Raw genomic sequence first — 23,039 nt, 5'->3', positions numbered from 1 at the left:
TAATTCTTTTGCGGGAACTATCTTGAGTGTAGCACAAATGACTTTTTTATTTGTCTAGCTTAATTTTACAATCGGCGTATGAATTATATTTTGCTTGTATAGACGTAATCTATTCATTTCAACCTGTAAGAAAGCCTTTTATAAATATTAATAAAATACTCATTATTTTTCACTAATGTTTGACTTGCTTCTTTTGCCGTAATCAATTGTGATAAGTTATTGTTGAAATTATCAGGAAAGATAAGCGTACCACCAAATTTCGATAGTTAAATTTATTCAGAATTTCATACTTATTATTTCCATAATCCTAGGATAGGTGTTTCTTTCGATACTATTTTTTCTTTTAAATTTTGCATGATTTTCTTTAGGATACGGCTGAAAACTCTATCAAAATATGATATTCTCTGAAAAAAATGGAATGAAAGTTTCGATAACACCAACTCGACGATACGAACTTACCGATGAACAATGGGGCCAGATGCACGGGCTCTTTCTAAGCTACCGAACAGAGTAACCTCCTAATGCAATCTGTAACTCTTCCCTATCGTTTTTTGTAGATTAGCTAGTGTCATCTGATGCTTTGTAAAAACATCACAATTATTTTTAATCTGAAGGTGACGAATGAAAATCGTTCCTTCAGTATCAATTGCAACCAATCTGTGTTTATACTTTGTGACATCAATTCCAAAATATATCATCGATCTGCACTCCTCTTTGCTTAAAATTACACTATGTTTCACTTACTCTTTTCCTGTGTAACCTTGTGATCACTCAAGCGTCATGAACGTATATCATACACTAACAAACTTATTACCCATTAGACGGCCAGAGTCTAAACAAAACAGTAATCCAGTAAATTCTGGTGGATATCATACTAGTCCACAGTGCTTAACTCAATTATAGTTAAAATAACTTCAGATTAGAATAGAACAACTGAACAATTGAGTACCTTAAATATACAAAAATTGTTATCATTTAGTCACTTCTTTAGACAAAATACTATCGCGTTAGTAACACGGGGGTACCAAACTCATTGAAAATCCCTTTGAGGGTTGCTACGAAAGGCTTCACGAGCACTCTTTAAAGATTTGTTTTTTGTCAAAATTAACTAAATAGTAAACCAAAAGACGTGTGAACGAACCGGCTTTCAGCGGAAGAGCCGAGTTCGTTTACACGTCTTTTTTGTGTTTTCTCAAAAATGAAACTTTTCCGAAATGAGTTGATTGAGATTCAAATAGTTTAAGAATCTCTTACAAGTTAAATTAATTACCTGTGGTTTCGAAAAATTCCTCTACTCAGATTGTAGTAGTAATGGAAGGGTAATCACCCACAAAGAAAATTATGAGAATTTCCACATTTTAGGGACATTGTGACAATTCAAATTGTTCTTATTAGTGAAAGGATGGAAAAAACGTGTGCTTAATTCGCGCCCCTACTCTATTTTGTTTCAACCAACTGAAATAAAAAACTAAATTAAAACCAAAGGAGAAATACACATGTCAAAAAAATTAATGATTCAAAAAGAAACTAGTATCTCACTCAATGATTCAGAAACAATCAATCTGGCTAGTCTACGTTTCGACCTCAAACAATTCAAACTCCCTCAACGTTTTGTTGTAGCCAAAAGCGATATTCAAATGCGGATGGAACGTGAACAAAACCACGTTGGCGAACGTGTGGAAACCGGGTTAATGACACTCACCTTCAAAGTCTATGATCGGGCTTTTGTCGAACTGGTTCTAAATAACGGCGGAACAGAACTGGGCTCCCCGATAACGATTGTGGTTGAGCATCAAGAAGAATTACCAATTTTAGATAACTATGAGGACGGCGAATTAATTCCCATTCGCTTTAATGGCTTAAATATCTATCCCCGAAAAATTCAGAAAAAGTCATTTGTGGGAGAAGGTCAGCCGATGATTGATACGTGGCAATTTGCAGCGTTGAAAATCAGCGCCGATTCCTATCAACTAGGAGAAGTGAATGAACCAAATACTCCGGCAAAGTAATGAATGTCTGATTGATTTTCTACGCTTTTCATTACCGGATGCTTCAATGGAAAAAGTTGCGGACCTATTGGGAATTTCCCTTTCAGACTTCACTTCGGAAAAGAAAGGGAGTCCTTTTCCCACTTATGATTCTCACTATTCCTTTGCAGATATTATCATTCACCAAAGTGACCACCACAACAATCTGTTAGTAAACTTATCTGGTCAAGGTTGTCGCCAATATGAAGAATATATGTCTAGTGTGGAAGGTTGGCATTGGCAGAAGTTCTTAGTCACCATTCTAAAAGCCAAAGGAACCGTTACTCGTGTCGACTTGGCAATGGATTTATTTGATGGCTCCTCTCCTCCTGTGGCTATGCTTCAAAAATACGTGAAGAATGGCCAACTTAGCTCTCAAATTCGCTACTTTCGAGAAGTGAACAGCGGGCAATTACAGAAAGGTGTTCTGACTGGTCATACCCTCTATATTGGCGCTCAACCTCAACTACTGCGGATTTATGATAAAAAGCAAGAAATCCGCGATAAAACGGGTGAAATCGCCCAAGTCAACGAATGGGTCCGCTGGGAATTGGAATTAACCGATCATAAGGCTCGGCAAGCCGTAGAAAAGATTGCAAAGGGAACGCCACTAAACACGGTAATCCGTGGCATTTTTGCTTCCCATTACAGCTTCAAGACCAAACCCAAAGGACCCGTCAATTATCACAACAAAGCTCGTTGGTCGAACATGAAATGGTGGGATAAATTTGTGGGGGGTATTCCCAAAATCCCCTTACGTGTAATTCGTGAAAAGCCAACCTTTTCCAAGAAGAAAGCATGGTTAGAAAATGCCACTTCGAAATCGCTCGCCATGATTTATGAAGCTTTTCTGCAAGCCTATGGCCCAGAACAAGCAGAGGTCTATTTGAGAGAACTACTAGCCACAGGAAAAGAAAAATTCACGGAAACAGATCAGACCTTTATCGAACAAAAAATATTGGAATTGGAAAATGAGGATTCTTACTAAGTGAGGTGAAATTGATGGCAGCGTTCATTGATAAAAATGAACTAATGGAACAGGGATATCCAAAACATACGGCACAAAATATCATTAGACAATCAAAAGAAATCATGGTACAACGAGGATATCCATTCTATATGAACAAGCGCGTTGGTCGCGTGCCAAAAGAAGTTGTTGAATCCATTCTAGGTTGTGAACTAGAGTCGGAGGAAAACAGCAATGGCTAAAACGAAATATGCAGGAGTTTATGTAGATAAAGAAAATCAGTTTTACTATGAAACAGAGCTAGGCACCGATCGTATAACAGGAAAAAGACTGCGCAAAAAAGGCAGAACGGACCAATCTGGAAAAAAGTTCACGTCTGCTCACGCAGCCTACAAAGAATTGATTAGAATAAAGAGAGAATATCATCAAGTCCAAAAATATGCAAACTACCATCTAACCTATGGTGAATTCATGGATAAGGTCTATATCCCGGCATACAAAACAGATGTAGAAGAAAGTACTTTTTCAGTCCGAAAAAAGACCTTAGAAAATATCCGTGACCGCTTTTCAGACAAACCTTTACGCGAAATCAATGTAGAAGATGTACAATCCTATCGAACCTGGCTACTAACCGAAAAGAATTCTGGTGGTGCGGGTTATTCTCAAAGTTATGCTAGTCTGATTTTCGGTATGTTCAGAAAAAGCTTAGATATGGCTGTGACTATGCAATATCTTGAGAGTAATATTTCAAAACGTGTGAAGGCTATCCCCAAAGGAAAATGCAATGTTGCTTATTGGACAAAAGATGAATTCGAAAAAGTGATTGCAACTATTTGCATCGATGATTTTTACGAACATTTGTGTTTTGTCATGCTGTGGGTGTATTACATGACAGGAGTACGTGTAAATGAAGGCACGGCTTTGTGGTGGGATGACATTGATTTTAGGAACAAACGTCTTAGAGTCCACCATATGCTAGTTACACGAAGTCGCACAGACTGGGATCGTAATGATTACACGAAGACAGATGATGGTAAGCGCACAATTGTCTTAGATGATGATACTCTTGCAATTCTAGCAGCTTGGAAAAAGCGTCAAAGCCAAGTAGGAATCCATGATTTTGTCTTCTCGTATGATGGACTTCCAATGATTAAATCCACTATTGGTAGAATCATTGAGCGTTATGCAAACTTTGCCGGTGTTCACAAAATCCAAGCAAAGGGATTACGGCATTCTCATGCTTCATTTCTAATCAATGAGTTCAATGTTTCAGTACTAGTCCTTTCCAAACGAATGGGTCATTCAAGCCCAGAAATCACACTAAAGCATTATTCACATATGTGGTCGGGTGCAGATGAAAGTATCGCAAAGGAAATGGCCGGTAGTATCAAGATTCAAACTGCTAAAAAGACAAAGATTGCTTTTAACGGGAATCAAACCATAAAAAAATAAGAATAATCTAGTTTCCCGCCAGAATCCCCGCCAAGAAATATACAAAGTGCTATAAACACTGATTTAACAGTGTTTTAAGCTCACCTGTGACATTGGAGTGGGAATAATCTTCAGATAAATTGATTCTAGGATTGTTGATCTACTAGTGATTAAATCTAATGCGGGATTGAGCGTTCACCGAATCCCAGCTTAAAAATTATTCCCACGAGCTCCGTAGACTTATGGGACTAGGGAAAAATTAAAGGAATACCTTTTTTAAAGGTATTCCTTTAATTTATATATTATTTTCTGGTCTCATTGTTATAAAGTTTAAGCTGTTTAGTCTTTGAACCGGAAGTAACGTCACAATTCAAAATTATTGAACTCGTATTCATTCCTTATGGAGAGTTAGTTAATGACTATCCATTATTAAAAAAGCCTCATTAGTAAAAAGGAGATATCCCCTTTTTATTAATTCAATCGGTTAGGCATCTTATTTTCAAGAAATCCCCAAACACCATTTCCTATCAATAGTTCTTCACGATCATACTGGCTTATCTCTTTTGAAATTAAGTTCTCTTTTCCATCCAATACTTTGTTTGTCCAATGAGGATCGATCAGCAACGCACGCCCTACTGCCACAAGCTCAGCATCTTTCAAAACATTTACAGCATCGTCTCCTCCTCGAACATCTCCGACTCCAATTAATGGTGTACGACCACCAATTGTATCATGTACATATCCGAGCATTGATTTTTCTTGATACCCTTTTTGAATAGATACTTTGTTATAGTCGTTCAACGAAATATGCAGATAATCTAATCCTTTTCCTGCAAGCTGGTCTACTAAGTAAAGCGTATCAGAAAATTTGATTCCTGGTTCTTCATATTCTTCTGGCGAAAAACGATAGCCAACAATAAAATTGGATACATTTGAAGAATCCACCACTTCGGTCACTTGGTTAACTAATTCTTCAATAAAGCGATACCGTTTTTCCAAACTACCACCCCATTGGTCGTTCCGTCTATTTGAATGGGGAGAAAAAAATTGTTGTATTAAATAAGTATTGGCTCCATGAAGTTCTACTCCATCAAATCCAGCTTTAATTGCTCTTATTGTCGCTTGTTTGTAACTATCAATCAGTGCAATCACTTCATCAGATGTAATTTCTCTAGGAAGTTCTGCATCCTCTCTGTCAGCTTTGACTTCACTAGGACTAATAGGTCTAACTCCTCGTAATATCTTGCTATCGGTCATACGTCCCGCATAAAAAATTTGAAGAATCGCTTTTGTCCCATTTCTTTTAATTGAAGCTGCCAGTTTCGCTAATCCTGGTAAAAATCGATCATCATAGACACCTAGTTCGCCTTCCCATCCCTTTCCATCCGACTGAACATTAGCTGCAGCAGTGATTACTGCCCCTACTTCACCCGATCGGAGAGCATAATAGGCTAACTCGTCAGAAGTAACAACGCCATCAAAGAAAGACATTTTTGTAGTCATTGGTGCCATGACAACTCGATTTTTCAACTGTAATCCTCTTTTAAACTGTATTGGCTTCTCCATACTTATTAATTCCCTTCTTGAGATCATATTTTTTTAACGCTTCACTAAATAGGCGTTTTTCCCGCATGTGTGTATCATTTTTTAAATAAATTTTTGATCATCCCACCGCATTACCAAAACCTCTACAACATCAGAGATTGGATTTGCTTGAAGGTAAGAGATCTTAATCTCGATGCTACCTGTTCTTTTTTTCTTCCAAATGTCTTGGTTGCAATACTGTATAATCTAAATGAGTGCTATTCATCAACCAACTACCCGATAAAACGACGTATTATATTCTGGATCGTTCCCTAAAAACGGAGGAACACAACTCAAAATTGATAGGCTTTTATTTGTCAGTCGCACCGATGACAGAAATTTCCATGTACTCCCTTCTTTTTTATATGCATGCACATACATAATTTATCTTAAAAGAAAAACACATGCAAGCGATGCGTTCTATTTTAGTTCATTTTTCAAAATATGATCTACTAAAACGCTAGCTGAAGCTAACGTATTCATTCCCTTACTAGTAATCGAAAGATACATTCCTCGTTTGTCATCTTCACAACAACTACGTTGGATGACTCCACAGTTCTTGTTCTCCATTCTTGATATCAGTCTAGACATAGCGCTCTGACTCAAGAAAAGTTTTTTTTCGAGGTCGCTGAGACGCATTTTGCCTCTTTCTGATTCGTTTAGATAGTAAAGAACGTAATATTCATTCAAAGTTAATTGGCTGTCTTCCTTTAACTTGCTTTCCAGCTGTTCCTCAATCTGTTTTTGTTTTTTCGTGAACTCAATCCATTGATCAAAGTAATTTCTTTTCACTTTTTTTCACAGTCCTTGATCTAGTTTAAAATTGGTAAGCAATTAAATACTTACCACTTCATGTATTGTATATTGTTTTTTTGTAAATTGCCACAATCTTCTTTTTTGTGATGAAGTGGTTCGCATGCCTACGCTTCAGAAAACCAGTCTTTATTCAAACTATTTATACTAGATACTTTCTAAAATGTCCCCATTCAATCTTGAGCCCTATACAAATAGAAGCACTACCTATAACTAAGAGCCCAGATCATTCAAATCTGGGCTCTTAGTTGTTTTAGAGCAGAACTTCTTTCATTTTAGCTGATTATTCAGCGGCAAATACATTGCCCCATTCGGCACGTTTGTCTAAAAATTCTTGGGCTAATTCTTGGGCGCCTTCTAACGTGTGGCTCGCTGCCCAGCCACATTGAACGGGATTGCTGGCAGGAACTTCGGTCGCCACTAAAACATCCTTCATCGTTGCTTCTAAAACATCCATGATTTCTTCCATGTCTTCATGGTTTAAGACGGTTAAGTAAAAACCAGTTTGGCAGCCCATTGGTGACCAGTCTACGATGTAGTCCGCATGATTGCGAATTAATTCGGCGGTTAAATGTTCCAATGAGTGCAACGCAGCCATTTCCATATGTTCTTTATTCGGTTGTTTGAAACGTACATCGTATTTTACGATGACATCGCCATTTGGCCCAATTTTTTTATCGGCTACTCGAATATAAGGTGCACTTACCTTCGTGTGGTCTAAGTTAAAACTTTCAACATTCATTTTCATTTTATTCTGCCTCCATTATTTTTCTACATTGACGATTCAAACAAACCGATTCGAATCCTTGCTAATAAGTTGTTTGAAAGTCATTGTCACTAAAAATATGCTTCTATTTTGGGATCAACGGGTACTACTCCCGTTCTAAATCAGCAGCCAGATGTTCAAAGCCCACTGATTGAATCTCTGCTAGAATTTTATCATAACTTGGTTTAGATAAAAACTGCATGTCTCCGAAGATAATTTCCCCGCCGATTGTATTGTTTGATCGCTTGTTCCTTTCCGCTGTCCGTTAAATGATGAAAAACCATGTTTGAGACGATCGTATCAATCGGCACTGTCAGCTTTTCAAAATGCTCTCCGTCCCCTGTCAGAAAAATTATTTCTTGTGAGAGGGATTTTTTTTTAGCTTAATAGTCTTCTCGTGAGTAGATAGCTTGGGATAAATAGCGATCTCCTGCATCAGGAAATATCGTGACTACTTGGCTACCCATTGGTAATTTGGCTATTTCCACTAAGGCCGCTGCCATAGCTGCTCCCGAAGAACTTCCCACCAATAGGCCATGTTGTTTCGCTAGTTTTCGAGTCATTGCAAAAGCCGCATTGTCGCTGATTGTAGCAAATTCAGTAATCGGCAACTCGGCAAAAAAAGGTGGGATGAACTCGACACCGATGCCTTCCACCTCATGGCTATGGCTGGGACCACCGTTTAAGATCGAGCCTTCAGGTTCCACCCCAATCAAACGAATCGCGGAGTTTTGTTCCAATAAATAGTAGGCCACACCGCTAAAGGTACCACCGCTACCGATTCCCGCGACAAAACTGGTAATCTTCGGGCCTAAATCTAAAACCAACTCTGGCGCCAAAGAGTGATAATAGGCGGCTGGATTGGCGGAATTTTCAAATTGCAGCGGTAAATAACTATCGACCATTTCTTGATGAAGTTCTTTTGCCTTACGAATCGCGCCTTGAATTCCCTCTTCCGTTGGCGTGTGGATAATTTTAGCGCCTAACGCTTGCATCAATGCTTGTTTTTCTAAACTAAATTTTTCTGGTACAACAAAAATCGTCTGAAGTCCAGCTCCCAGTGCGGCTAGTGCCAGCCCAATTCCCGTATTCCCAGCCGTTGGCTCAATAATGGTGGTCTTGTTCGTAATTTTTTGCTGGGAAAAGCCTTCTTCTAATAAATAGCTGCCTAAACGGTCTTTGATACTCCCGCCTGGGTTCAAATATTCCAGCTTAGCATAAATGGCTGAAGTTTCAGGAATTTCCTTAAATTCTTGATGAGTAAATTTTAGCAACGGTGTCTTTCCGATGGCTGCTCGAATGGAATGAATAATCATTGTCTGAACTCCTTTAGTCAATTTTGAGAAAACAAAAAAGGTGCTGACTATTAATCAGCACCTTTCCCTTAGTTTGAACCCACAACCCCCATGAAGGCTATGGCAATCAACAATAAGCAAAGTTTGGGCGGTTAACAGGCATGACAAAATGGTATGCTGCTTTTTAGCACCATACAACAACAGCACGCTTCAAATGTAACGAATTTGCTGAATGTCATGTCTAACCCTCCAAAAAATATCGAACAATTTCAATGTTTTAAAAAAACTATCATAGATTCTCAGTCAGAGTCAACGAAAACACTCAGCGATTGGTTAATTTATCTGGCTACATGACTCGATAATCGAGCGCTCAAAAGGTTTTTTCTTTGCAGATTTGTTTAACTTTAAGTATAACTAAGGAAAGAGAAACTCGTAGAAATTGCGAGAAAGGAAGAATCAACATGTACTCACTAGTTCCTGAAAATATGTTTGAAGTCGATCAAAAATTAAATTATTTCCTTGAAAAAGGTGAAACGATCACAGAAGAAGAAGTGATTCGCCAAGCCGTGCTTGATAATGCTCAGCAAATTCTTGACGGAGATTTAGAAGGCCCCTATTGGAAGGTGAAATGGCAACCGGAAGATCAAACGTTAGCCTTTTTTGATATCATGAACAAAGAAGTCGGTACGGTCGACAGCTTGTCCGGTTCGTTTAGCGCAGATTTTCGTAAAAGTGCACCGAATGTAATCCGTCATCTAGCAGAAACAATTCAAAAAATTGTTAATAATAATTAGTATTTGAGTTAAAACACTTAGATAAAATTCTAAATGTTTTAACTTATCTTTCGTATCTTTTACTATGACTAAATATCCCTAAAGATATATTCATTTAAATAAAGGTGGAATTATCAAAATTTGATTTTTTTAGCAATCTCAATTTCTAGTACCCATATCGGTAATTCTTTTATTCAAAAATTTCGTACACTCTACTCATCAGAATATATAATAGTAATAAGAGTGTAACTATTGAATCAATACCTAGAAGGAGAAAAAATGAGCTTATCAAAAAAGGAAAAAAGAAAGATACTTACTCAGTCAAAAAAATCGAAACCTCTGAAACAAAAGTCTGAAGCTAAAGTCGGATTCAAAAAGATAGAATATTTACCTGATAAGGGCAAAGTAGAATTAACTTTTGAAATGGGAATGATTCCTCCATCTCAGGATGAGTATCTAAAAAGCATTGATCCACATTCCATTGATAATGCCTCTGAAAAACTAAATAAGTTGGATTACTCCAAAGTAAGTGATACTGAAATACAGTCCATTTTATCGTCTGCTTTAGCCTACGAAAAAGATTTTGTGAGTATATCACCCATGTCGATAAATCCAATTATCATACCGCCGGGTGAAATTTTATATAGAGTTAGAGACAACAGAACTAATTTTAACTGTGAATCACAATTTTGGTACAATCCTATTGGATCAGAATATTATAATCGATTAAATAAGCCTCACGACCCTATATTCTATATATCAGACTCCCCTTTGACTAGTATGTTGGAATCTAAAATACCTAAGAATGAAGAGTTCTATTTACTTGCATATTTAACCCTAGAAGAGATTAAACTTGTTAAAATATCTCCAAGTTATATTAATAGTGGACAATATCCCGAAATTGAAAAAAAAGTAAGTACATTCCTCGTGAATGAATTTTCTAGAGATGTTCCAAATGATAGAAATGAGATTTATAGAATCACTAATTGCATTGGAAATTTTTTCTTCCCTTATAAGATACATAATTTTGATGGTTGGAACTATCCATCTGCTGTAAGAAAGAATAAGACTAGCATAGCTATATGTCCTGATTCCACAGACCAAAAACTCTCATTTCTATATCTAGCGGAATGTCTTTACACAGAAACTGAAGATTTTCTTATAAAAAACCCCCAATCTCTAAATATTGATGGAACACTATTTTCAATTAATCATATGAACAAATTTAATAGCTTTGAGCAATTTAGAATACAAAAGATACAAAAATACTATAACTCACTCCTGAAATGAGTTAATCTGATTATTTACTAAATTTCTTCGACTGACGTAAAATAGATTTTCCTATTTAATCTTATCCCGAGAACAATTATTCGCTTTTAAAAAAAGAACGTAGTAAAATCTATTTAACTTATTAATAGTAAGTATATTAAGAGATTTAAGGAGGTTCTTCATCATGAAAAAAATTGGCTTTTTAAGTTTTGGCCATTGGATGGATCAGGGTTCACTCGTTAAGACTGCTCAAGATGCGTATTTGCAATCTATCGACTTAGCGGTTGAAGCGGAAAAAATCGGCATCGACGGCGCCTATTACCGTGTGCATCATTTTGCCGATCAAATTGGTTCTCCTTTCCCATTACTATCAGCAATCGGTGCCAAAACTAGTAAGATTGAAATTGGTACTGGTTTGATCGATATGCGGTATGAAAATCCTTATATGATGGCTGAAAATGCTGGATTAACGGATATTATCACACAAGGACGAGTGGAATTAGGCGTGGGCCGTGGTTCACCTGAACAAGTCCTTGATGGTTGGAAATATTTTGGCTATGACTATAGCGAAGATGAGATCAAAGATATTACCCGTGAACGGACGCTTGAATTTTTGAAATTACTTGAAGGCGAACGTTTTGCTGAACAAAATCCACAACCAATGTTCCCGCAAGCACCTGGAAAATTACGGCTTGAACCTTATTCAGAAGGTTTGCGTCAACGGATTTGGTGGGGTGCTGGCTCGACGCAAACAGCGATCTGGGCTGCCCAACACGGAATGAATTTACAATCTTCAACGTTGGTAAACTATGAAACCAATGAACCTTTCCATGTACAACAAGCCAAACAATTGCGGGCTTACAAAGAGGCTTGGAAAGAAGCTGGTCATGATTTTGAACCGCGGACATTAGTCACTCGTTCGATCCAACCAATCACGACAGATATTGATCGTCAATTATTCGGTCACCAAGACGAAGACGCAAATTACGATCAAGTCGGCTTCCTTGCTTATCACCAAAATCCAACGATCTTCGGGAAAACCTTTGCCGGCGAACCTGATAAAATCGTCAAAGATTTAGCGGAGGATGAAGCAATCAAAGAAGCAGATACCGTGCTTGTGACGATCCCGAATACTTTAGGTGTCGAATACAATATGCATTTACTTGAAACAATTGTGAAAGATATTGCTCCTGACTTAGGTTGGAGATAATCACGCATTTAAGCTAGCCTGTTTTTCAGGCTAGCTTTTTTTCCAAAACAAATTTTTTTCGATTCGACCCACATAAGGTTATACTTTCAGTGTAACTACTATTAGGAGGTTTTTATTTATGGAACAGTTGAAGTTGAACAACGGACAAACGATTCCTCAATTAGGATTAGGCGTGTTTAAAGTTGAAGATTCTAACGACTTAAAACAAGCTGTCGACGCCGCTTTAGAAAATGGCTACCGTCATTTCGATACCGCGGCGATCTACCATAACGAAGCATGGCTTGGTGAAGCATTGGCTGAAAGCGACGTAAAACGCGAAGACCTATTCATCACCTCAAAAGTGTGGAATAACAATACAACGTATGACGAAACGATTGCGGCTTTCCACGAGTCATTGAAAAAATTACAAACAGATTATTTAGATCTCTATTTAATCCACTGGCCAAGTGAAGGCTACAATGAAAAATGGCGAGCAATGGAAAGTTTATATAACGATGGCTTGATCAAGTCCATCGGGGTCTCAAACTTTGAAAAACCCCACATGGAAAAATTATTGACAACGGCCAAAGTAAAACCTGCCGTAGATCAACTGGAGACGCATCCTTATTTCCAACAAAAAGAAATGAATGACTATTTGAAGAGTTTGGACATTGTCCATGAAGCTTGGGGACCACTGGGACAAGGAAAAAGCAATGTTTTACAAGATCCTGTCTTAGTAAAAATCGCTGAAGCCCACAATAAAAGTGTAGCGCAAGTCATCTTACACTGGCATTTGCAACGAAACATCATCGTGATTCCAAAATCTGTTCATGCGGAACGAATCGCGCAAAACATCGATGTCTTTGATTTCACTTTAACCGATGAAGAAATGTCATTGATTGCTTCGATCGATAAGAACCAACGTGGTTCTGGTGATCCGAACGATGAAGAAATGTTAAAAAATTCATTGAGTAGAAAATAGAAAAAAAAAGCGGCCTCGGCCGCTTTTTTATATCATTCATTTAATTTTTTTGCTAAACAATGGATAAAACTGAGATTTGTCGCTAGCATCCGAACGATACACGCCATTCAAGCCTGCACGATTAGCAATCGTGCCTAGTTCAATAATCAGCGTTTCTTCCTCTTTATCAAAACGAATCTTATGATCAAATCCGACCCGGTAAATATAGTTTACTAAGCGATTAATCAATGGCTCCGGATTTTTTTCCGTTTCTAGCGTTTGGTACACTTGCAGCAATACTTCATTAATCTCGATTAATTGCGGTTGCGGATTTGACCGTTGAACCAACCGATTATACAACTCGTGGACCAGCTCTTGCGCTCGCTTTTGTTGATTGCGGTTGATCGTTTCTTCCCGTTTCATATCCTAACATCTCCATTTCACAGACCTATTCTACGCCAAATAGGTAATAAATAAAAAAAAGAACCCTCAGCTGATCGAATTCCTTTGATTACGAACAATTGACTTGCATTCAGTTCATTTTTAAATCAAGCGGTTGCAATTTATTTCACAAATTTCCGTTATTTCTGAATTATTTTGTACTTAATGTCATGATAGCGTTTCGCTATACTACAAAACGTAGAAAGAAAGGCGGAAAGTAAATGAAAAAAATTGTAGCCATCACCTCTTGTCCAGTTGGAATCGCTCACACATACATGGCAGCGGAAAACTTAGAAAAAGCTGGAAAAGAACTTGGAGTAGAAGTCAAAGTGGAAACCCACGGATCCATTGGTGTGGAAAATGAATTGACTGCTAAAGATATTCAAGAAGCAGAAGGTGTCATTATCGCAGCTGACACCAAAGTCGATAAATCTCGTTTCGGCGGAAAACCATTAGTAACTGTGGGGGTCCAAGAAGGTATTCATCAATCGACTAAATTAGTCGAAGACATTTTAAGTGGCAAAGCACCAATTGCAGAAGGTACGAGTGTTACAGACACTTCAGACGGCGGAGCCGAAAGCTTCGGGAAAAAGATCTACAAGAGTTTGATGAACGGGGTCTCTTACATGGTTCCTTTCGTCGTAACTGGTGGATTATTGATTGCTATTTCATTGACGCTTGGCGGAACAGCCACACCTTCTGGGATTCAGATTCCTGAAGGAACGATTTGGGCAACCATGAACAGCATCGGCGGGATCGCGATGGGCTTGATGGTCCCCGTTCTTTCAGCTTTTATTGCACAAAGTATCGCTGATCGTCCAGGGTTGGTTCCTGGTTTTGTTGGCGGAATGTTGGCCGCTAACGGCGCATTGTACGGCAGTGATGCCAATGCTGGTTTCTTAGGCGGGATCATTACTGGTTTCTTAGCCGGCTTGATTGCGGTTGGAATTAAAAAACTGCCTGTACCAAAAGCCTTGCAATCGATCATGCCGATCATTGTGATTCCGATCTTGGCTTCATTGGCTGTCGGCTTTATCTTTATTTATGTTGTCGGCGAACCTGTTGCGTTATTATTTAGCTCATTGACTCACTTCTTAGCTGGAATGCAAGGCAGCAGTGAAATTGTTTTAGCGATGATTTTAGGCGCGATGATTGCCTTCGATATGGGTGGACCTTTCAACAAAGTGGCTTTCCTATTCGGCTCGGGCTTGATCGCAGAAGGCAACTATTCAATCATGGGACCCATTGCAGTCGCTATCTGCGTACCGCCATTGGCACTTGGTTTGGCTTCATTGATTTTAAAAACGAAATTTACTAAAGCAGAACGTGAAGCAGGAAAAGCATCATTAGCAATGGGCTTATTCGGTATCACAGAAGGGGCAATTCCTTTTGCTTCAACGGATCCATTGCGGGTCATTCCAAGTATCGTCGCTGGTGCGATGACTGGTAGTGTGGTGGCGATGCTTTCTGGCGTAACGGACCATGTTGCTCATGGCGGACCGATCGTAGCTGTCTTAGGTGCGGTTGATCACGTGGCGATGTTCTTTGTTGCTGTAGCTGCCGGGATCGCAGTGACGGTCTTCATGTTGAAAGTTTTAAAACCAACGTTAGAAGCAACTGCTGTTGTGGCAACTCCTCACGGTTCACTGACGATTACAGATGAAAAAGAAGAAGTTGTTGAAGCACAAGCGACAACAGAAACTTTCGACTCAATTACTGATATTATTTCGGATGAAACAATTGCTTTAGACACAGCCAAAACAACCCAAGCGGGTGTGATCGACGACTTGATCCAACGTTTAGTAACAGACAAAGCAATCACAAACGCGGAAGAATTTAAACAAGCAATCTACGCTCGTGAAAGTGAAAGTACAACCGGCATCGGCATGGGGATCGCAATTCCTCATGGTAAATCTGCCTCAGTCGTGAAACCAACCTTAGCCTTTGCTAGAAGCCAAGCAGGAATTGACTGGCATTCATTAGATGGTGAAGCAGCCAAATTGATCTTCATGATCGCTGTTCCAGAAAACAGCCGCGGCGACATGCACTTGAAGATTCTGCAACGTCTTTCTCGCAAATTGATGGACGACGACTTCCGCCAAGCACTCCTGGAAGCCTCAGATAAAAAGGCTATTAATCAATTACTAAGCGAAATGTAACATAAGATGAAAAATCGACTGTGATGAGACATAATAGATATGTTTTCACAGTCGGTTTTTTTATTCAAATAAATTTCATTAGAAAGGAGCCATCTTTTATGAATCCGCGTCAAAAGTCGCTTATTTATCAATTACTCGAAAATAATAATTACATAACCACAAAGGCACTAGCAGATTCTTTCAACGTTTCCGAACGAACGATTCATAGTGATCTAAATAAAATCGAAGCCTTTTTAACAACGATGCAACTCCCCTTGACGATTCAACGAAAAAAAGGAACCGGTATTTTATTGTCTGGATTGCCTCATGAAAAAGAACAGCTAAAACAATCGCTGAATGATTCGTCCGCCTTAGATACCGACACCGATCAGCTTCAGCGGATGCTGGTTTTTCATTTATTAGTCGCGAAGGACGGAATCAGCCTCGACGAATTAGCGGAAAAGTTATTCGTCAGCCGTCGAACGATCCAAAAGGAACTAACGACCCTCGAAGCGTTCTTTAGACAGCACCACCTGCAATTGGTTTCTAAAACACGACTAGGGACCTTCGTCACTGGCGATGAAACAAAGAAAAGACAAGTGTTGGTTAAAATCTTACGTGATATGCAAAAAGCCGATCCTAAAAGTACATCCTTGACAGAATTTTTTGCTCAAGACACTGTAAAAGTAATTCAGTCTACCTTGCAAGACGTAATCTTAGAAAATCAACTAGAACCGCCAGCGGAGCTATCCAGCATCGAAGTCCATATTTATTTCATGTTAGAACGGATGAAACAAGGACAAAAAGTCACACTCAGCGAGGATGAAAATCGTGCCGTCAATCATACTCAAGGTCAAACAATCAGCAGCCAAGTTCTAGCCAAATTAGCCACCGTTTATCCAATCGAATTTTCACCGGATGAGATCAATTATTTAGCATTGCGAATCGCAAACCTTTTTTCAGCGTCACAAGCTGCCGACCGTTTCGAAAAGGAATCCCAAGAGCTTGCCACTCACTTGATTGATCAAGTCCAACAATTTTTGGATTATTCGTTAGCAGATGATCAGCTATTGGCTCAAAACCTTGTTTCTCACTTGTCTTCCACCTATTTCCGTTTAAACTACGGCTTAGCGATTTCAAATCCGCTGACGAAAAATGTTTTCAGTACTTATACGCAATTATTTTTAGTCTTACAACTTATTTTAGAAGACTATTTTGAAGCGGAGACTTTTTATGTCCCACAGGATGAAATCGCTTATTTAACGATCCACTTCCAAGCGGCAATCGAACGGCATCAGCACAAAAAAACACGGAACTACCAAGCGATTTTAGTCAGCGAATACTCCCGCGGCATGGCAACCTTTTTAGAGGCGCGACTGAATCGCGAACTGCCAGAGCTGACGATCCTGGATCTGATCGAGTACAGTCCCGAAATGCGCTTTGAAGACTTGCCGGCGGTGGATTTTATTTTAACGACTTTGCCTGTTCAACATGAACAGCTTCCCATAATTGAGATTTCACCCATGATCACAGAAACAGATTTGGCTCAGGTAAACAAATATATGCTAGAGCATATTCCAAATAGGCGCATCAGATCCTTTGATTTGTCGGTCTTTACAAATCCATTTTTGATTTTTCCTAAATTATCACTGACGGATCCAACGGAGATTTTAAGCTTTATGAGCACTAACTTGGTAGAAAATGACTATGTTTGTCCGGAGTTTGTAGCCTCTGTGCTTGAACGAGATCAGCATTCAAGCACGCGAGTAGCGGCTTTTGTCACGCTGCCCCACGGCAACCCAATGTACGTGAAGGCCTCCACTATTTCGATTGCGACGATGCAGCAACCAGTCACTTGGCATGGCGAACAAATTCGTTGTGTCTTCTTATTAGCCATAAAAAAAGAAGACTTGAAAAACGCTGAATTCAAAAAACTCTTTTCCGTTATTCGCTACTTAGAAAAACAGCCGGAGCGCCTGCATCAACTGCTTGAAACCGATCAACCCTTAGAAATCTTGACCCTCTTATCTAGTTATGAATAGAAAAACACGCTGGCAGGCTGTCAGCGTGTTTTTAGCTTTCTTTTTTAATATACCAGTTTCACTTTATCGTTCATGATCTCATTCGTACGGCGGATAAAATACTCCCGCGACAAATCTTGGCCTTGATTAACGTGGATCGCATGCTGCTGGGCCAAGTCATCCGTATAGTCTCTCAAAGCATAGGTCTCATAGGTCTGATAGTCACTTCCGATATAAGTGATCGTTGGCCAAAACTCCACGTCGGCAATGTTGACCTGCTTTGTTTCTTTATCGTAGTCCAACGACCAGCGGGCCATGCCACCGAGCATTCGATCAGCTTCAGCTTGGGAAGAAATAAAATTTCCCAGCGAGTACATGACTAAGGTTTGATTTCCTGCAGCCCCCGTCAGATAATCCATTGGCTGAATCACGTGAGGGTGTCCCCCTACAATAACATCCACCCCGGCATCGCTTAATAATTGTGCCAGCTGTACCTGTTCGTCATTCGGACTGAATTGATACTCCTCACCCCAATGCATACTGACTACTTGGACATCGCTTTGCTGATTCAGTTGTTCCATATCTTTTTTAATCTGCTCTGGATCAATCAAATTGACTAAATATTCTTTGCCCGTCGGCAGCTCTAGCCCATTTAAGCCAAAGGTATAGGACATCAAACCAACCTTCACTCCCTTGACTTCCTTCACCTGCATTCGAGGTGCCTCAGGGGATTTTTGCGAACCCGTCACCGCCATGTTCGGATATTTTTCCAAATGTTCCAGTTGTTTAACGATTCCTGCTTCCCCTCGATCAAAGGTATGATTGCTAGCAGCGGATAGCCAATTAAAATCCGCGCGATGCAATGAATCTAACACTTGCGTAGGACCATTGAACAGCGGGTAACCGGACAAGCCTAATTCCTCGCCGGCACAAATCGTCTCCAGATTGATATAAGCAATATCTCGATCCTGATTCAAATATTTCGTAGGCTGATACAGCTCATCAAAACGATACGTTCCATCTGAATTTTTTAAATGATCATAAATAAAATCATGGATTAAATTGTCTCCCACAGCTGAAAAATTTATTTTTACTGTCGGATCGGCTTTGGTTTCTGAGACCGATGATGAAGCTTTCTGAGACTCCTGAGCTGGCGCATTGCTGCAGCCGCTTAAAAATAATAAAACAAGCAAGCTGATTCCCCAAATTTTTTTCACACTATCCTCCTTGATTTAGACCTAATGTTCCTTCTCTCTTAAAATTTATTTTACGTGTTTTCACGTGATAGCGATACCATTATTTTCAATTAATTCACCCGAATCCATTAAAGACAAAAGCAATTTATTTTAAGCGATTGATACTCATTTTCGTTTAGCATAAAATTAACTATAAGCATTCATTTTTCATTCCATTAAAGGTGGTCATATATGTGAAGAAAATCATTTATTTTACACTTGGCGCAATAACTTTCGCGCTTGGAACGCTAGGAATCTTTCTACCTTTTTTACCAACAACAATCTTTTATTTATTGACAGCGTTCTTTTGGCTACGCAGTTCAGATAACTATTACAATCAATTTATCCACTCCTCCTTTTACCAGCGTGCGGTAGAAGAACCTATCGTCAAAAAGAAAATCACAAACGCCGGAATGATCAAACTGTTTTTGACGATCTTAGTCGTCTTTATGATCCCCGGACTTTTGGTGGATAACACACCGATGCGAATTTGTTTAGTAGTTGTCTATCTCGCTCATGTGATTGGCTTGACTCGGTATTTACGAGGCAAACGGTCGTCTGCAAAGGCAGGGGAACCAAATGATTGATCGTCGACTATTTGCGCTTACCAAAAAAATGCTATTCTTACAAGTGTTGATCCCTGGTATTTGACTTGCTGCATTATACGTCCCTATTTTCAAGACGACCGCTAAAATCCAAGCGATTCCACCTTGAATAATTGGAGTAAAATTCATTGGTAAAAAGAATTTTGCAAGCTAGGATACTTCGATCCTAGTTCACAGCTTCCCACCATGCGGATTATTGAGCGCTTGCTAGATTGGAGCTCACGATCAATCGGTAGCAAAAGACGTTTTCTTTGGGATTTTATTAATTTTGGCGTACACTTTTTTTGAAATGGGGTGCACGATGATGGAAGAAAAAATCCATGAACGGTTAGAATTTGGAATGGTTTTAGCAGCAACCGCTGGCGGACTAGACGCCTATACGTATCTCGTGCATGGCGAAGTCTTCGCGGGACTGCAAACAGGAAATTTTATTTTATTGGGAGTCAATTTAGGACAAGGCCAATGGACCGCCTTAGGTCATTATTTGATTCCGATTTTTGCCTTTGCCTTCGGTGCTTTATTGGCCCGTTTTCTACAAACGAAAATAAGCAAGAACCAGCAGCTTTGGTTTTTGAGTTTTGAGTTTTTCTTGCTGCTACTCGTTGGCTTCTTTTCACCGACTATGCCAAATTTATTAGCCAATGCCCTGCTTTCCATTGCGGCAGCGACTCAGTTGCAAGAATTTCAAAAATTAAAGGGGCGTCCGTTTACTTCCTTGATGATGACCGGTAATCTAAAAAATTTAGCCACGAATTTTTTTGAAGGTTATTTGACCCATCACCCAGAAAAGCGCGAAGCCTTCAAAGACACCTTGATCATTCTTGGCAGTTTTTTGAGTGGTGCATTGTTAAATGGCTTTTTAGCAACTTATTTTCACGAACGGACAATTTTTTTCAGTTTAATCTTTATCGCGATCGCGCTCTTTTTATTAGTGAAAGATCGGCGGGCATTGCGCTAAAAAAGAAGGTATTGGGACATTTAAATGTCCCAATACCTTCTTTTTAGCCCTGCCCGTAATAGGCTGCGGCTCCATGTTTTCTGAAGTAATGCTTGTCTAGTAAGTATTGTGGAATTGCCGTGATTTTTGGATTGATCTGTTCATTTTCCTTCGCCATCAAGCAGATCTCATCTAAAATCAAACTATTCTCCACTGCTTTCATCGGTGAATCGCCCCATGTAAAAGGTCCATGACCATAGACTAGTACCCCAGGCACTTCCTCTGCTTGAATCTTTCTTTCTTTGAAGGTCTCAACGATCACCTCTCCGGTATTGATTTCATAAGCTTCGCAAACTTCCGCTTCCGTCAGTTGCCGCGTACAAGGCACGGTTCCATAAAAGGCGTCGGCATGAGTCGTGCCATAAGCTGGCAGATCCCGACCGGCTTGCGCCCACATCACCGAATTGGTGGAGTGAGTGTGAACGATCGATGTTATCGAATCGAATGCCTGATACAATACAACATGGGTTGGCAGGTCTGACGAAGGATTCATACTGTCTGCGTCTAATACCTTGCCAGATAAATCTGTTACCACCATTTGCTCGGCCTGCATATTCTCGTATTTCACTCCGCTAGGTTTGATCACGATCACTCCCAGCTCACGATTGATCTCGCTGACATTGCCCCAAGTCAGCTTAACTAATCCATATTGAGGCAGTTCTAAATTCGCTGCAAATACTCGCTGCTTCATTTCTTCGATGATTTGTTCACGCGACATCATAGCCCGCCTCCTTTAATTTCGGATAAAGATATTCTTTGGCTGCTTGGATATCTTGCTCGAAATCTTGACTCTTTTCGCTCCACATTTCGATCAAGAACGTCCCATCGTAATCCAAACGTTTTAAGTTTTTCAATAAGCCTAGAAAATCGACACAACCCTTGCCGAAAGGCACATCGCGAAATTGACCAGCAGATTCGTTGGTCACTGGATACGTATCTTTTAAATGGATCGAGGTAATAAAATCAATGCCCCGCTCTAATTCCAATGCAGGATTATTTTCTGGCCAAGCCGATAGATTACCTAAATCAGGATAGACTTGTAAATACGGCGAATGGATCTGTCGCTTGATTTCCAAAAATTTCGTAATGGAGTTCATGAATGGGTCATCCATAATCTCAACAGACAGCATAATGCCATAAGTAGAAGCTTCCTTGACGCTTTCCTTCATTCCTTCGATGAAAGCTTCGCGGGACATGATCGATTTCTTTTCATAATACACATCATAACCAGCAACTTGAATGACCTTGATACTTAATTTATGAGCGAAACGAATAGCTTTGCTCATAATTATCCGCGCTTTTTTTTGCTTTTCAGAGTCGGTAGATCCGAAAGGAAATCGCCGATGGCCGCTTAAGCAAATAGAGTTGATCCGGATATTCGTCGCGAACATTTCCTCACGCAACTGAGCGATTTGTTCATCGGTCCAATCCAGACGAGCAAGCCGCTCGTCTGTCTCATCAATCGACATTTCAATGAAATCAAAACCCAGCTCCTGCGTTAAACTAAAACGCTCAGCCCAAGTGATTCCTTGAGGCAACGCTTTTTCGTAGATTCCGATTTGTACCATGATTATTGCCCCCAGATACGGATAATCTCATTTTTAAAGGCTTCGGCTGCTTTGACTGGATCTTCAGCAGCAGTAATGCCGCGGCCCGTAATAAAGGTATAGACATCGATTCCTTCAAATAATTTCAATGTATCAACATCAAGTCCGCCCGTCACAGAAACATTGAAACCCATCTCAATCAATTTTTTGACTTTTGAAAGGTCTTTTTCACCCCAAGTCTCACCTGATAATAGGGCATCGCGGCTTTGGTGATAAATAGCTTGTTTGATACCGATCTCCCGCCAAGCCTCCGCTTGCTTATAAGTCCAATCGCCGTATAGCTCGACTTGCAACTCTTTGACTTCTTTTTTGGCGGCTTCCATTGTTGGGATCGTCGCGCAACAGATCACTGTCATAAAATCTGCGCCGGCATCTGCCACATTTTTAGCTACTGTTCCGCCAGCATCGGCGCATTTTGTATCAGCTACGACTGTTTTATTAGGAAACATGCCTCGAACACAACGAATGGCTTTTTGTCCTTCTTGCAAGCACAGGATCGTCCCGACTTCCAAAATATCAACGACTTCGCCAACTTTGAAAACGTCCGCTAATGCGTGCTCTAAATCATTATGGTCTAAAGCGATTTGTAAATTAGGTCTGCTCATGATGTACTCCTTCTACTTGCTAATTTTTTGATACAATTCAGATTCAGCAAATTTTTCTCCGATTTCTTTGGCCGACATCACATTTTTGATGCCGATTACCGTAATCCCTTTTTTCTCTGCTTGCGCGAACATGTTCAAGAAATTCATCGGGGTAAATACCACATCGTACTGATTCGCGGAGCTTTTTCCTTCTGAGATCGCACAATGATGAATTTTCGTAATCGGAACACTCAATTCCTTCATCGCCTTTTCAACACTTCTCATCATCATTAAACTAGTTCCTGATCCATTCGCACACGATACTAAAATTCTCAT

General features: G+C 39.7%; 22 protein-coding genes. 12 read left to right on the top strand and 10 right to left on the bottom strand.

Annotated elements, in window-relative coordinates; all coding sequences use genetic code 11:
• Positions 1-1,496: 1,496 nt before the first annotated feature.
• The 4 genes from FFM67_RS12425 to FFM67_RS08030 are packed head-to-tail and all read left to right on the top strand — an operon-like array spanning position 1,497 to position 4,446.
• The gene (locus FFM67_RS12425) at positions 1,497-2,009 is read left to right on the top strand and encodes a hypothetical protein (RefSeq protein ID WP_010745211.1); all 513 of its coding nucleotides are present in this window, start codon (positions 1,497-1,499) and stop codon (positions 2,007-2,009) included.
• Positions 1,984-3,015 carry a replication initiation factor domain-containing protein gene (locus tag FFM67_RS08040; protein ID WP_010745210.1) on the top strand — a complete coding sequence of 344 codons (1,032 nt, stop codon included), beginning with the start codon at positions 1,984-1,986 and terminating at the stop codon, positions 3,013-3,015. Before FFM67_RS12425 ends, FFM67_RS08040 begins: the two co-directional genes overlap by 26 nt.
• Positions 3,016-3,029: 14 nt before the next feature.
• Positions 3,030-3,236 (top strand): DUF3173 domain-containing protein, encoded by a 207-nt coding sequence (locus tag FFM67_RS08035; protein WP_010745209.1) that lies wholly within the window; start codon positions 3,030-3,032, stop codon positions 3,234-3,236.
• Complete coding sequence (locus FFM67_RS08030) at positions 3,229-4,446, top strand: tyrosine-type recombinase/integrase (protein ID WP_010745208.1); 1,218 nt, start codon at positions 3,229-3,231, stop codon at positions 4,444-4,446. The genes FFM67_RS08035 and FFM67_RS08030 overlap by 8 nt, the downstream gene beginning before the upstream one ends.
• Before the next feature lie 450 nt (positions 4,447-4,896).
• On the opposite strand, the gene FFM67_RS08025 is transcribed toward FFM67_RS08030, so the two are convergent.
• The 4 genes from FFM67_RS08025 to FFM67_RS08010 all read right to left on the bottom strand — a co-directional run bounded on the left by FFM67_RS08025 (position 4,897) and on the right by FFM67_RS08010 (position 8,904).
• A complete protein-coding gene (locus tag FFM67_RS08025) occupies positions 4,897-5,991 on the bottom strand; it encodes an NADH-dependent flavin oxidoreductase (protein ID WP_137614057.1) in 1,095 nt (364 codons plus the stop codon).
• A gap of 438 nt (positions 5,992-6,429) precedes the next feature.
• The gene (locus FFM67_RS12525; protein ID WP_137614056.1) at positions 6,430-6,801 is read right to left on the bottom strand and encodes a MarR family winged helix-turn-helix transcriptional regulator; all 372 of its coding nucleotides are present in this window, start codon (positions 6,799-6,801) and stop codon (positions 6,430-6,432) included.
• Positions 6,802-7,105: 304 nt separating this feature from the next.
• Positions 7,106-7,570, bottom strand: a complete 465-nt coding sequence (locus FFM67_RS08015; RefSeq protein WP_137614055.1) for an S-ribosylhomocysteine lyase — start codon at positions 7,568-7,570, stop codon at positions 7,106-7,108.
• A 401-nt stretch (positions 7,571-7,971) separates the two neighbouring features.
• Positions 7,972-8,904 carry a PLP-dependent cysteine synthase family protein gene (locus FFM67_RS08010; RefSeq protein WP_137614054.1) on the bottom strand — a complete coding sequence of 311 codons (933 nt, stop codon included), beginning with the start codon at positions 8,902-8,904 and terminating at the stop codon, positions 7,972-7,974.
• Between the two features lie 440 nt (positions 8,905-9,344).
• On the opposite strand from FFM67_RS08010, the gene FFM67_RS08005 reads away from it, so the two are divergent.
• From FFM67_RS08005 to FFM67_RS07990, 4 genes are all read left to right on the top strand, one after another.
• The gene (locus FFM67_RS08005) at positions 9,345-9,677 is read left to right on the top strand and encodes a hypothetical protein (RefSeq protein ID WP_071862673.1); all 333 of its coding nucleotides are present in this window, start codon (positions 9,345-9,347) and stop codon (positions 9,675-9,677) included.
• Between the two features lie 258 nt (positions 9,678-9,935).
• Positions 9,936-10,946, top strand: a complete 1,011-nt coding sequence (locus FFM67_RS08000; RefSeq protein WP_137614053.1) for an RES domain-containing protein — start codon at positions 9,936-9,938, stop codon at positions 10,944-10,946.
• 163 nt (positions 10,947-11,109) lie between these two features.
• The gene (locus FFM67_RS07995; RefSeq protein WP_137614052.1) at positions 11,110-12,135 is read left to right on the top strand and encodes an LLM class flavin-dependent oxidoreductase; all 1,026 of its coding nucleotides are present in this window, start codon (positions 11,110-11,112) and stop codon (positions 12,133-12,135) included.
• Positions 12,136-12,253: 118 nt separating this feature from the next.
• Complete coding sequence (locus FFM67_RS07990) at positions 12,254-13,096, top strand: aldo/keto reductase (protein WP_137614051.1); 843 nt, start codon at positions 12,254-12,256, stop codon at positions 13,094-13,096.
• A gap of 36 nt (positions 13,097-13,132) precedes the next feature.
• Here FFM67_RS07990 and FFM67_RS07985 read toward each other — a convergent pair whose 3' ends face one another.
• A complete protein-coding gene (locus tag FFM67_RS07985; RefSeq protein ID WP_137614050.1) occupies positions 13,133-13,498 on the bottom strand; it encodes a bacteriocin immunity protein in 366 nt (121 codons plus the stop codon).
• Positions 13,499-13,737: 239 nt separating this feature from the next.
• Here FFM67_RS07985 and FFM67_RS07980 point away from each other — a divergent pair, with 239 nt between their 5' ends.
• Both FFM67_RS07980 and FFM67_RS07975 read left to right on the top strand, forming a co-directional pair.
• Positions 13,738-15,675, top strand: a complete 1,938-nt coding sequence (locus tag FFM67_RS07980) for a PTS fructose transporter subunit IIABC (RefSeq protein WP_137614049.1) — start codon at positions 13,738-13,740, stop codon at positions 15,673-15,675.
• A gap of 98 nt (positions 15,676-15,773) precedes the next feature.
• The gene (locus FFM67_RS07975) at positions 15,774-17,696 is read left to right on the top strand and encodes a BglG family transcription antiterminator (protein ID WP_137614048.1); all 1,923 of its coding nucleotides are present in this window, start codon (positions 15,774-15,776) and stop codon (positions 17,694-17,696) included.
• 44 nt (positions 17,697-17,740) lie between these two features.
• On the opposite strand, the gene FFM67_RS07970 is transcribed toward FFM67_RS07975, so the two are convergent.
• Positions 17,741-18,892 (bottom strand): CapA family protein, encoded by a 1,152-nt coding sequence (locus FFM67_RS07970; RefSeq protein WP_137614047.1) that lies wholly within the window; start codon positions 18,890-18,892, stop codon positions 17,741-17,743.
• A 212-nt stretch (positions 18,893-19,104) separates the two neighbouring features.
• Between FFM67_RS07970 and FFM67_RS07965 the strand changes: the two genes are divergently transcribed.
• On the top strand, positions 19,105-19,497 hold the full coding sequence (locus tag FFM67_RS07965; protein ID WP_137614046.1) for a YbaN family protein: 393 nt from the start codon (positions 19,105-19,107) through the stop codon (positions 19,495-19,497).
• Positions 19,498-19,816: 319 nt separating this feature from the next.
• The gene (locus FFM67_RS07960; RefSeq protein WP_246042960.1) at positions 19,817-20,473 is read left to right on the top strand and encodes a YoaK family protein; all 657 of its coding nucleotides are present in this window, start codon (positions 19,817-19,819) and stop codon (positions 20,471-20,473) included.
• A gap of 43 nt (positions 20,474-20,516) precedes the next feature.
• On the opposite strand, the gene FFM67_RS07955 is transcribed toward FFM67_RS07960, so the two are convergent.
• Genes FFM67_RS07955 through FFM67_RS07940 form a run of 4 tightly spaced genes read right to left on the bottom strand, consistent with a single transcriptional unit; the run spans position 20,517 to position 23,039 of the window.
• A complete protein-coding gene (locus FFM67_RS07955; RefSeq protein WP_137614045.1) occupies positions 20,517-21,230 on the bottom strand; it encodes an L-ribulose-5-phosphate 4-epimerase in 714 nt (237 codons plus the stop codon).
• Positions 21,220-22,080, bottom strand: a complete 861-nt coding sequence (locus tag FFM67_RS07950; protein WP_137614044.1) for an L-ribulose-5-phosphate 3-epimerase — start codon at positions 22,078-22,080, stop codon at positions 21,220-21,222. The genes FFM67_RS07955 and FFM67_RS07950 overlap by 11 nt, the downstream gene beginning before the upstream one ends.
• A 2-nt stretch (positions 22,081-22,082) precedes the next feature.
• On the bottom strand, positions 22,083-22,724 hold the full coding sequence (locus tag FFM67_RS07945; protein WP_137614043.1) for a 3-keto-L-gulonate-6-phosphate decarboxylase UlaD: 642 nt from the start codon (positions 22,722-22,724) through the stop codon (positions 22,083-22,085).
• Positions 22,725-22,736: 12 nt separating this feature from the next.
• Positions 22,737-23,039: a PTS sugar transporter subunit IIB gene (locus tag FFM67_RS07940; RefSeq protein ID WP_137614042.1), complete on the bottom strand. Its 303-nt coding sequence runs from the start codon at positions 23,037-23,039 to the stop codon at positions 22,737-22,739.

This window comes from Enterococcus viikkiensis (assembly GCF_005405345.1).
In the GTDB taxonomy this organism is placed as follows: domain Bacteria; phylum Bacillota; class Bacilli; order Lactobacillales; family Enterococcaceae; genus Enterococcus_A; species Enterococcus_A viikkiensis.
Note: the sequence above shows the minus strand (reverse complement) of the source record. Positions and strands in the feature narration are given on the sequence as shown.

What these genes read in the sequence shown, in the direction of transcription:
- FFM67_RS12425 (WP_010745211.1), top strand. Translation starts at nt 1,497, where the DNA reads ATGTCAAAAAAATTAATGATTCAAAAAGAAACTAGTATCTCACTCAAT.
- FFM67_RS08010 (WP_137614054.1), bottom strand. Translation starts at nt 8,904, where the DNA reads ATGATTATTCATTCCATTCGAGCAGCCATCGGAAAGACACCGTTGCTA.
- FFM67_RS08005 (WP_071862673.1), top strand. Translation starts at nt 9,345, where the DNA reads ATGTACTCACTAGTTCCTGAAAATATGTTTGAAGTCGATCAAAAATTA.
- FFM67_RS07955 (WP_137614045.1), bottom strand. Translation starts at nt 21,230, where the DNA reads ATGTCGCGTGAACAAATCATCGAAGAAATGAAGCAGCGAGTATTTGCA.
- FFM67_RS07945 (WP_137614043.1), bottom strand. Translation starts at nt 22,724, where the DNA reads ATGAGCAGACCTAATTTACAAATCGCTTTAGACCATAATGATTTAGAG.
- FFM67_RS07940 (WP_137614042.1), bottom strand. Translation starts at nt 23,039, where the DNA reads ATGAGAATTTTAGTATCGTGTGCGAATGGATCAGGAACTAGTTTAATG.
- FFM67_RS07995 (WP_137614052.1), top strand. Translation starts at nt 11,110, where the DNA reads ATGAAAAAAATTGGCTTTTTAAGTTTTGGCCATTGGATGGATCAGGGT.
- FFM67_RS07950 (WP_137614044.1), bottom strand. Translation starts at nt 22,080, where the DNA reads ATGGTACAAATCGGAATCTACGAAAAAGCGTTGCCTCAAGGAATCACT.
- FFM67_RS07960 (WP_246042960.1), top strand. Translation starts at nt 19,817, where the DNA reads ATGATGGAAGAAAAAATCCATGAACGGTTAGAATTTGGAATGGTTTTA.
- FFM67_RS07985 (WP_137614050.1), bottom strand. Translation starts at nt 13,498, where the DNA reads ATGAAACGGGAAGAAACGATCAACCGCAATCAACAAAAGCGAGCGCAA.
- FFM67_RS07980 (WP_137614049.1), top strand. Translation starts at nt 13,738, where the DNA reads ATGAAAAAAATTGTAGCCATCACCTCTTGTCCAGTTGGAATCGCTCAC.
- FFM67_RS08015 (WP_137614055.1), bottom strand. Translation starts at nt 7,570, where the DNA reads ATGAAAATGAATGTTGAAAGTTTTAACTTAGACCACACGAAGGTAAGT.
- FFM67_RS07990 (WP_137614051.1), top strand. Translation starts at nt 12,254, where the DNA reads ATGGAACAGTTGAAGTTGAACAACGGACAAACGATTCCTCAATTAGGA.
- FFM67_RS08040 (WP_010745210.1), top strand. Translation starts at nt 1,984, where the DNA reads ATGAACCAAATACTCCGGCAAAGTAATGAATGTCTGATTGATTTTCTA.
- FFM67_RS08025 (WP_137614057.1), bottom strand. Translation starts at nt 5,991, where the DNA reads ATGGAGAAGCCAATACAGTTTAAAAGAGGATTACAGTTGAAAAATCGA.
- FFM67_RS08000 (WP_137614053.1), top strand. Translation starts at nt 9,936, where the DNA reads ATGAGCTTATCAAAAAAGGAAAAAAGAAAGATACTTACTCAGTCAAAA.
- FFM67_RS08030 (WP_010745208.1), top strand. Translation starts at nt 3,229, where the DNA reads ATGGCTAAAACGAAATATGCAGGAGTTTATGTAGATAAAGAAAATCAG.
- FFM67_RS08035 (WP_010745209.1), top strand. Translation starts at nt 3,030, where the DNA reads ATGGCAGCGTTCATTGATAAAAATGAACTAATGGAACAGGGATATCCA.
- FFM67_RS07975 (WP_137614048.1), top strand. Translation starts at nt 15,774, where the DNA reads ATGAATCCGCGTCAAAAGTCGCTTATTTATCAATTACTCGAAAATAAT.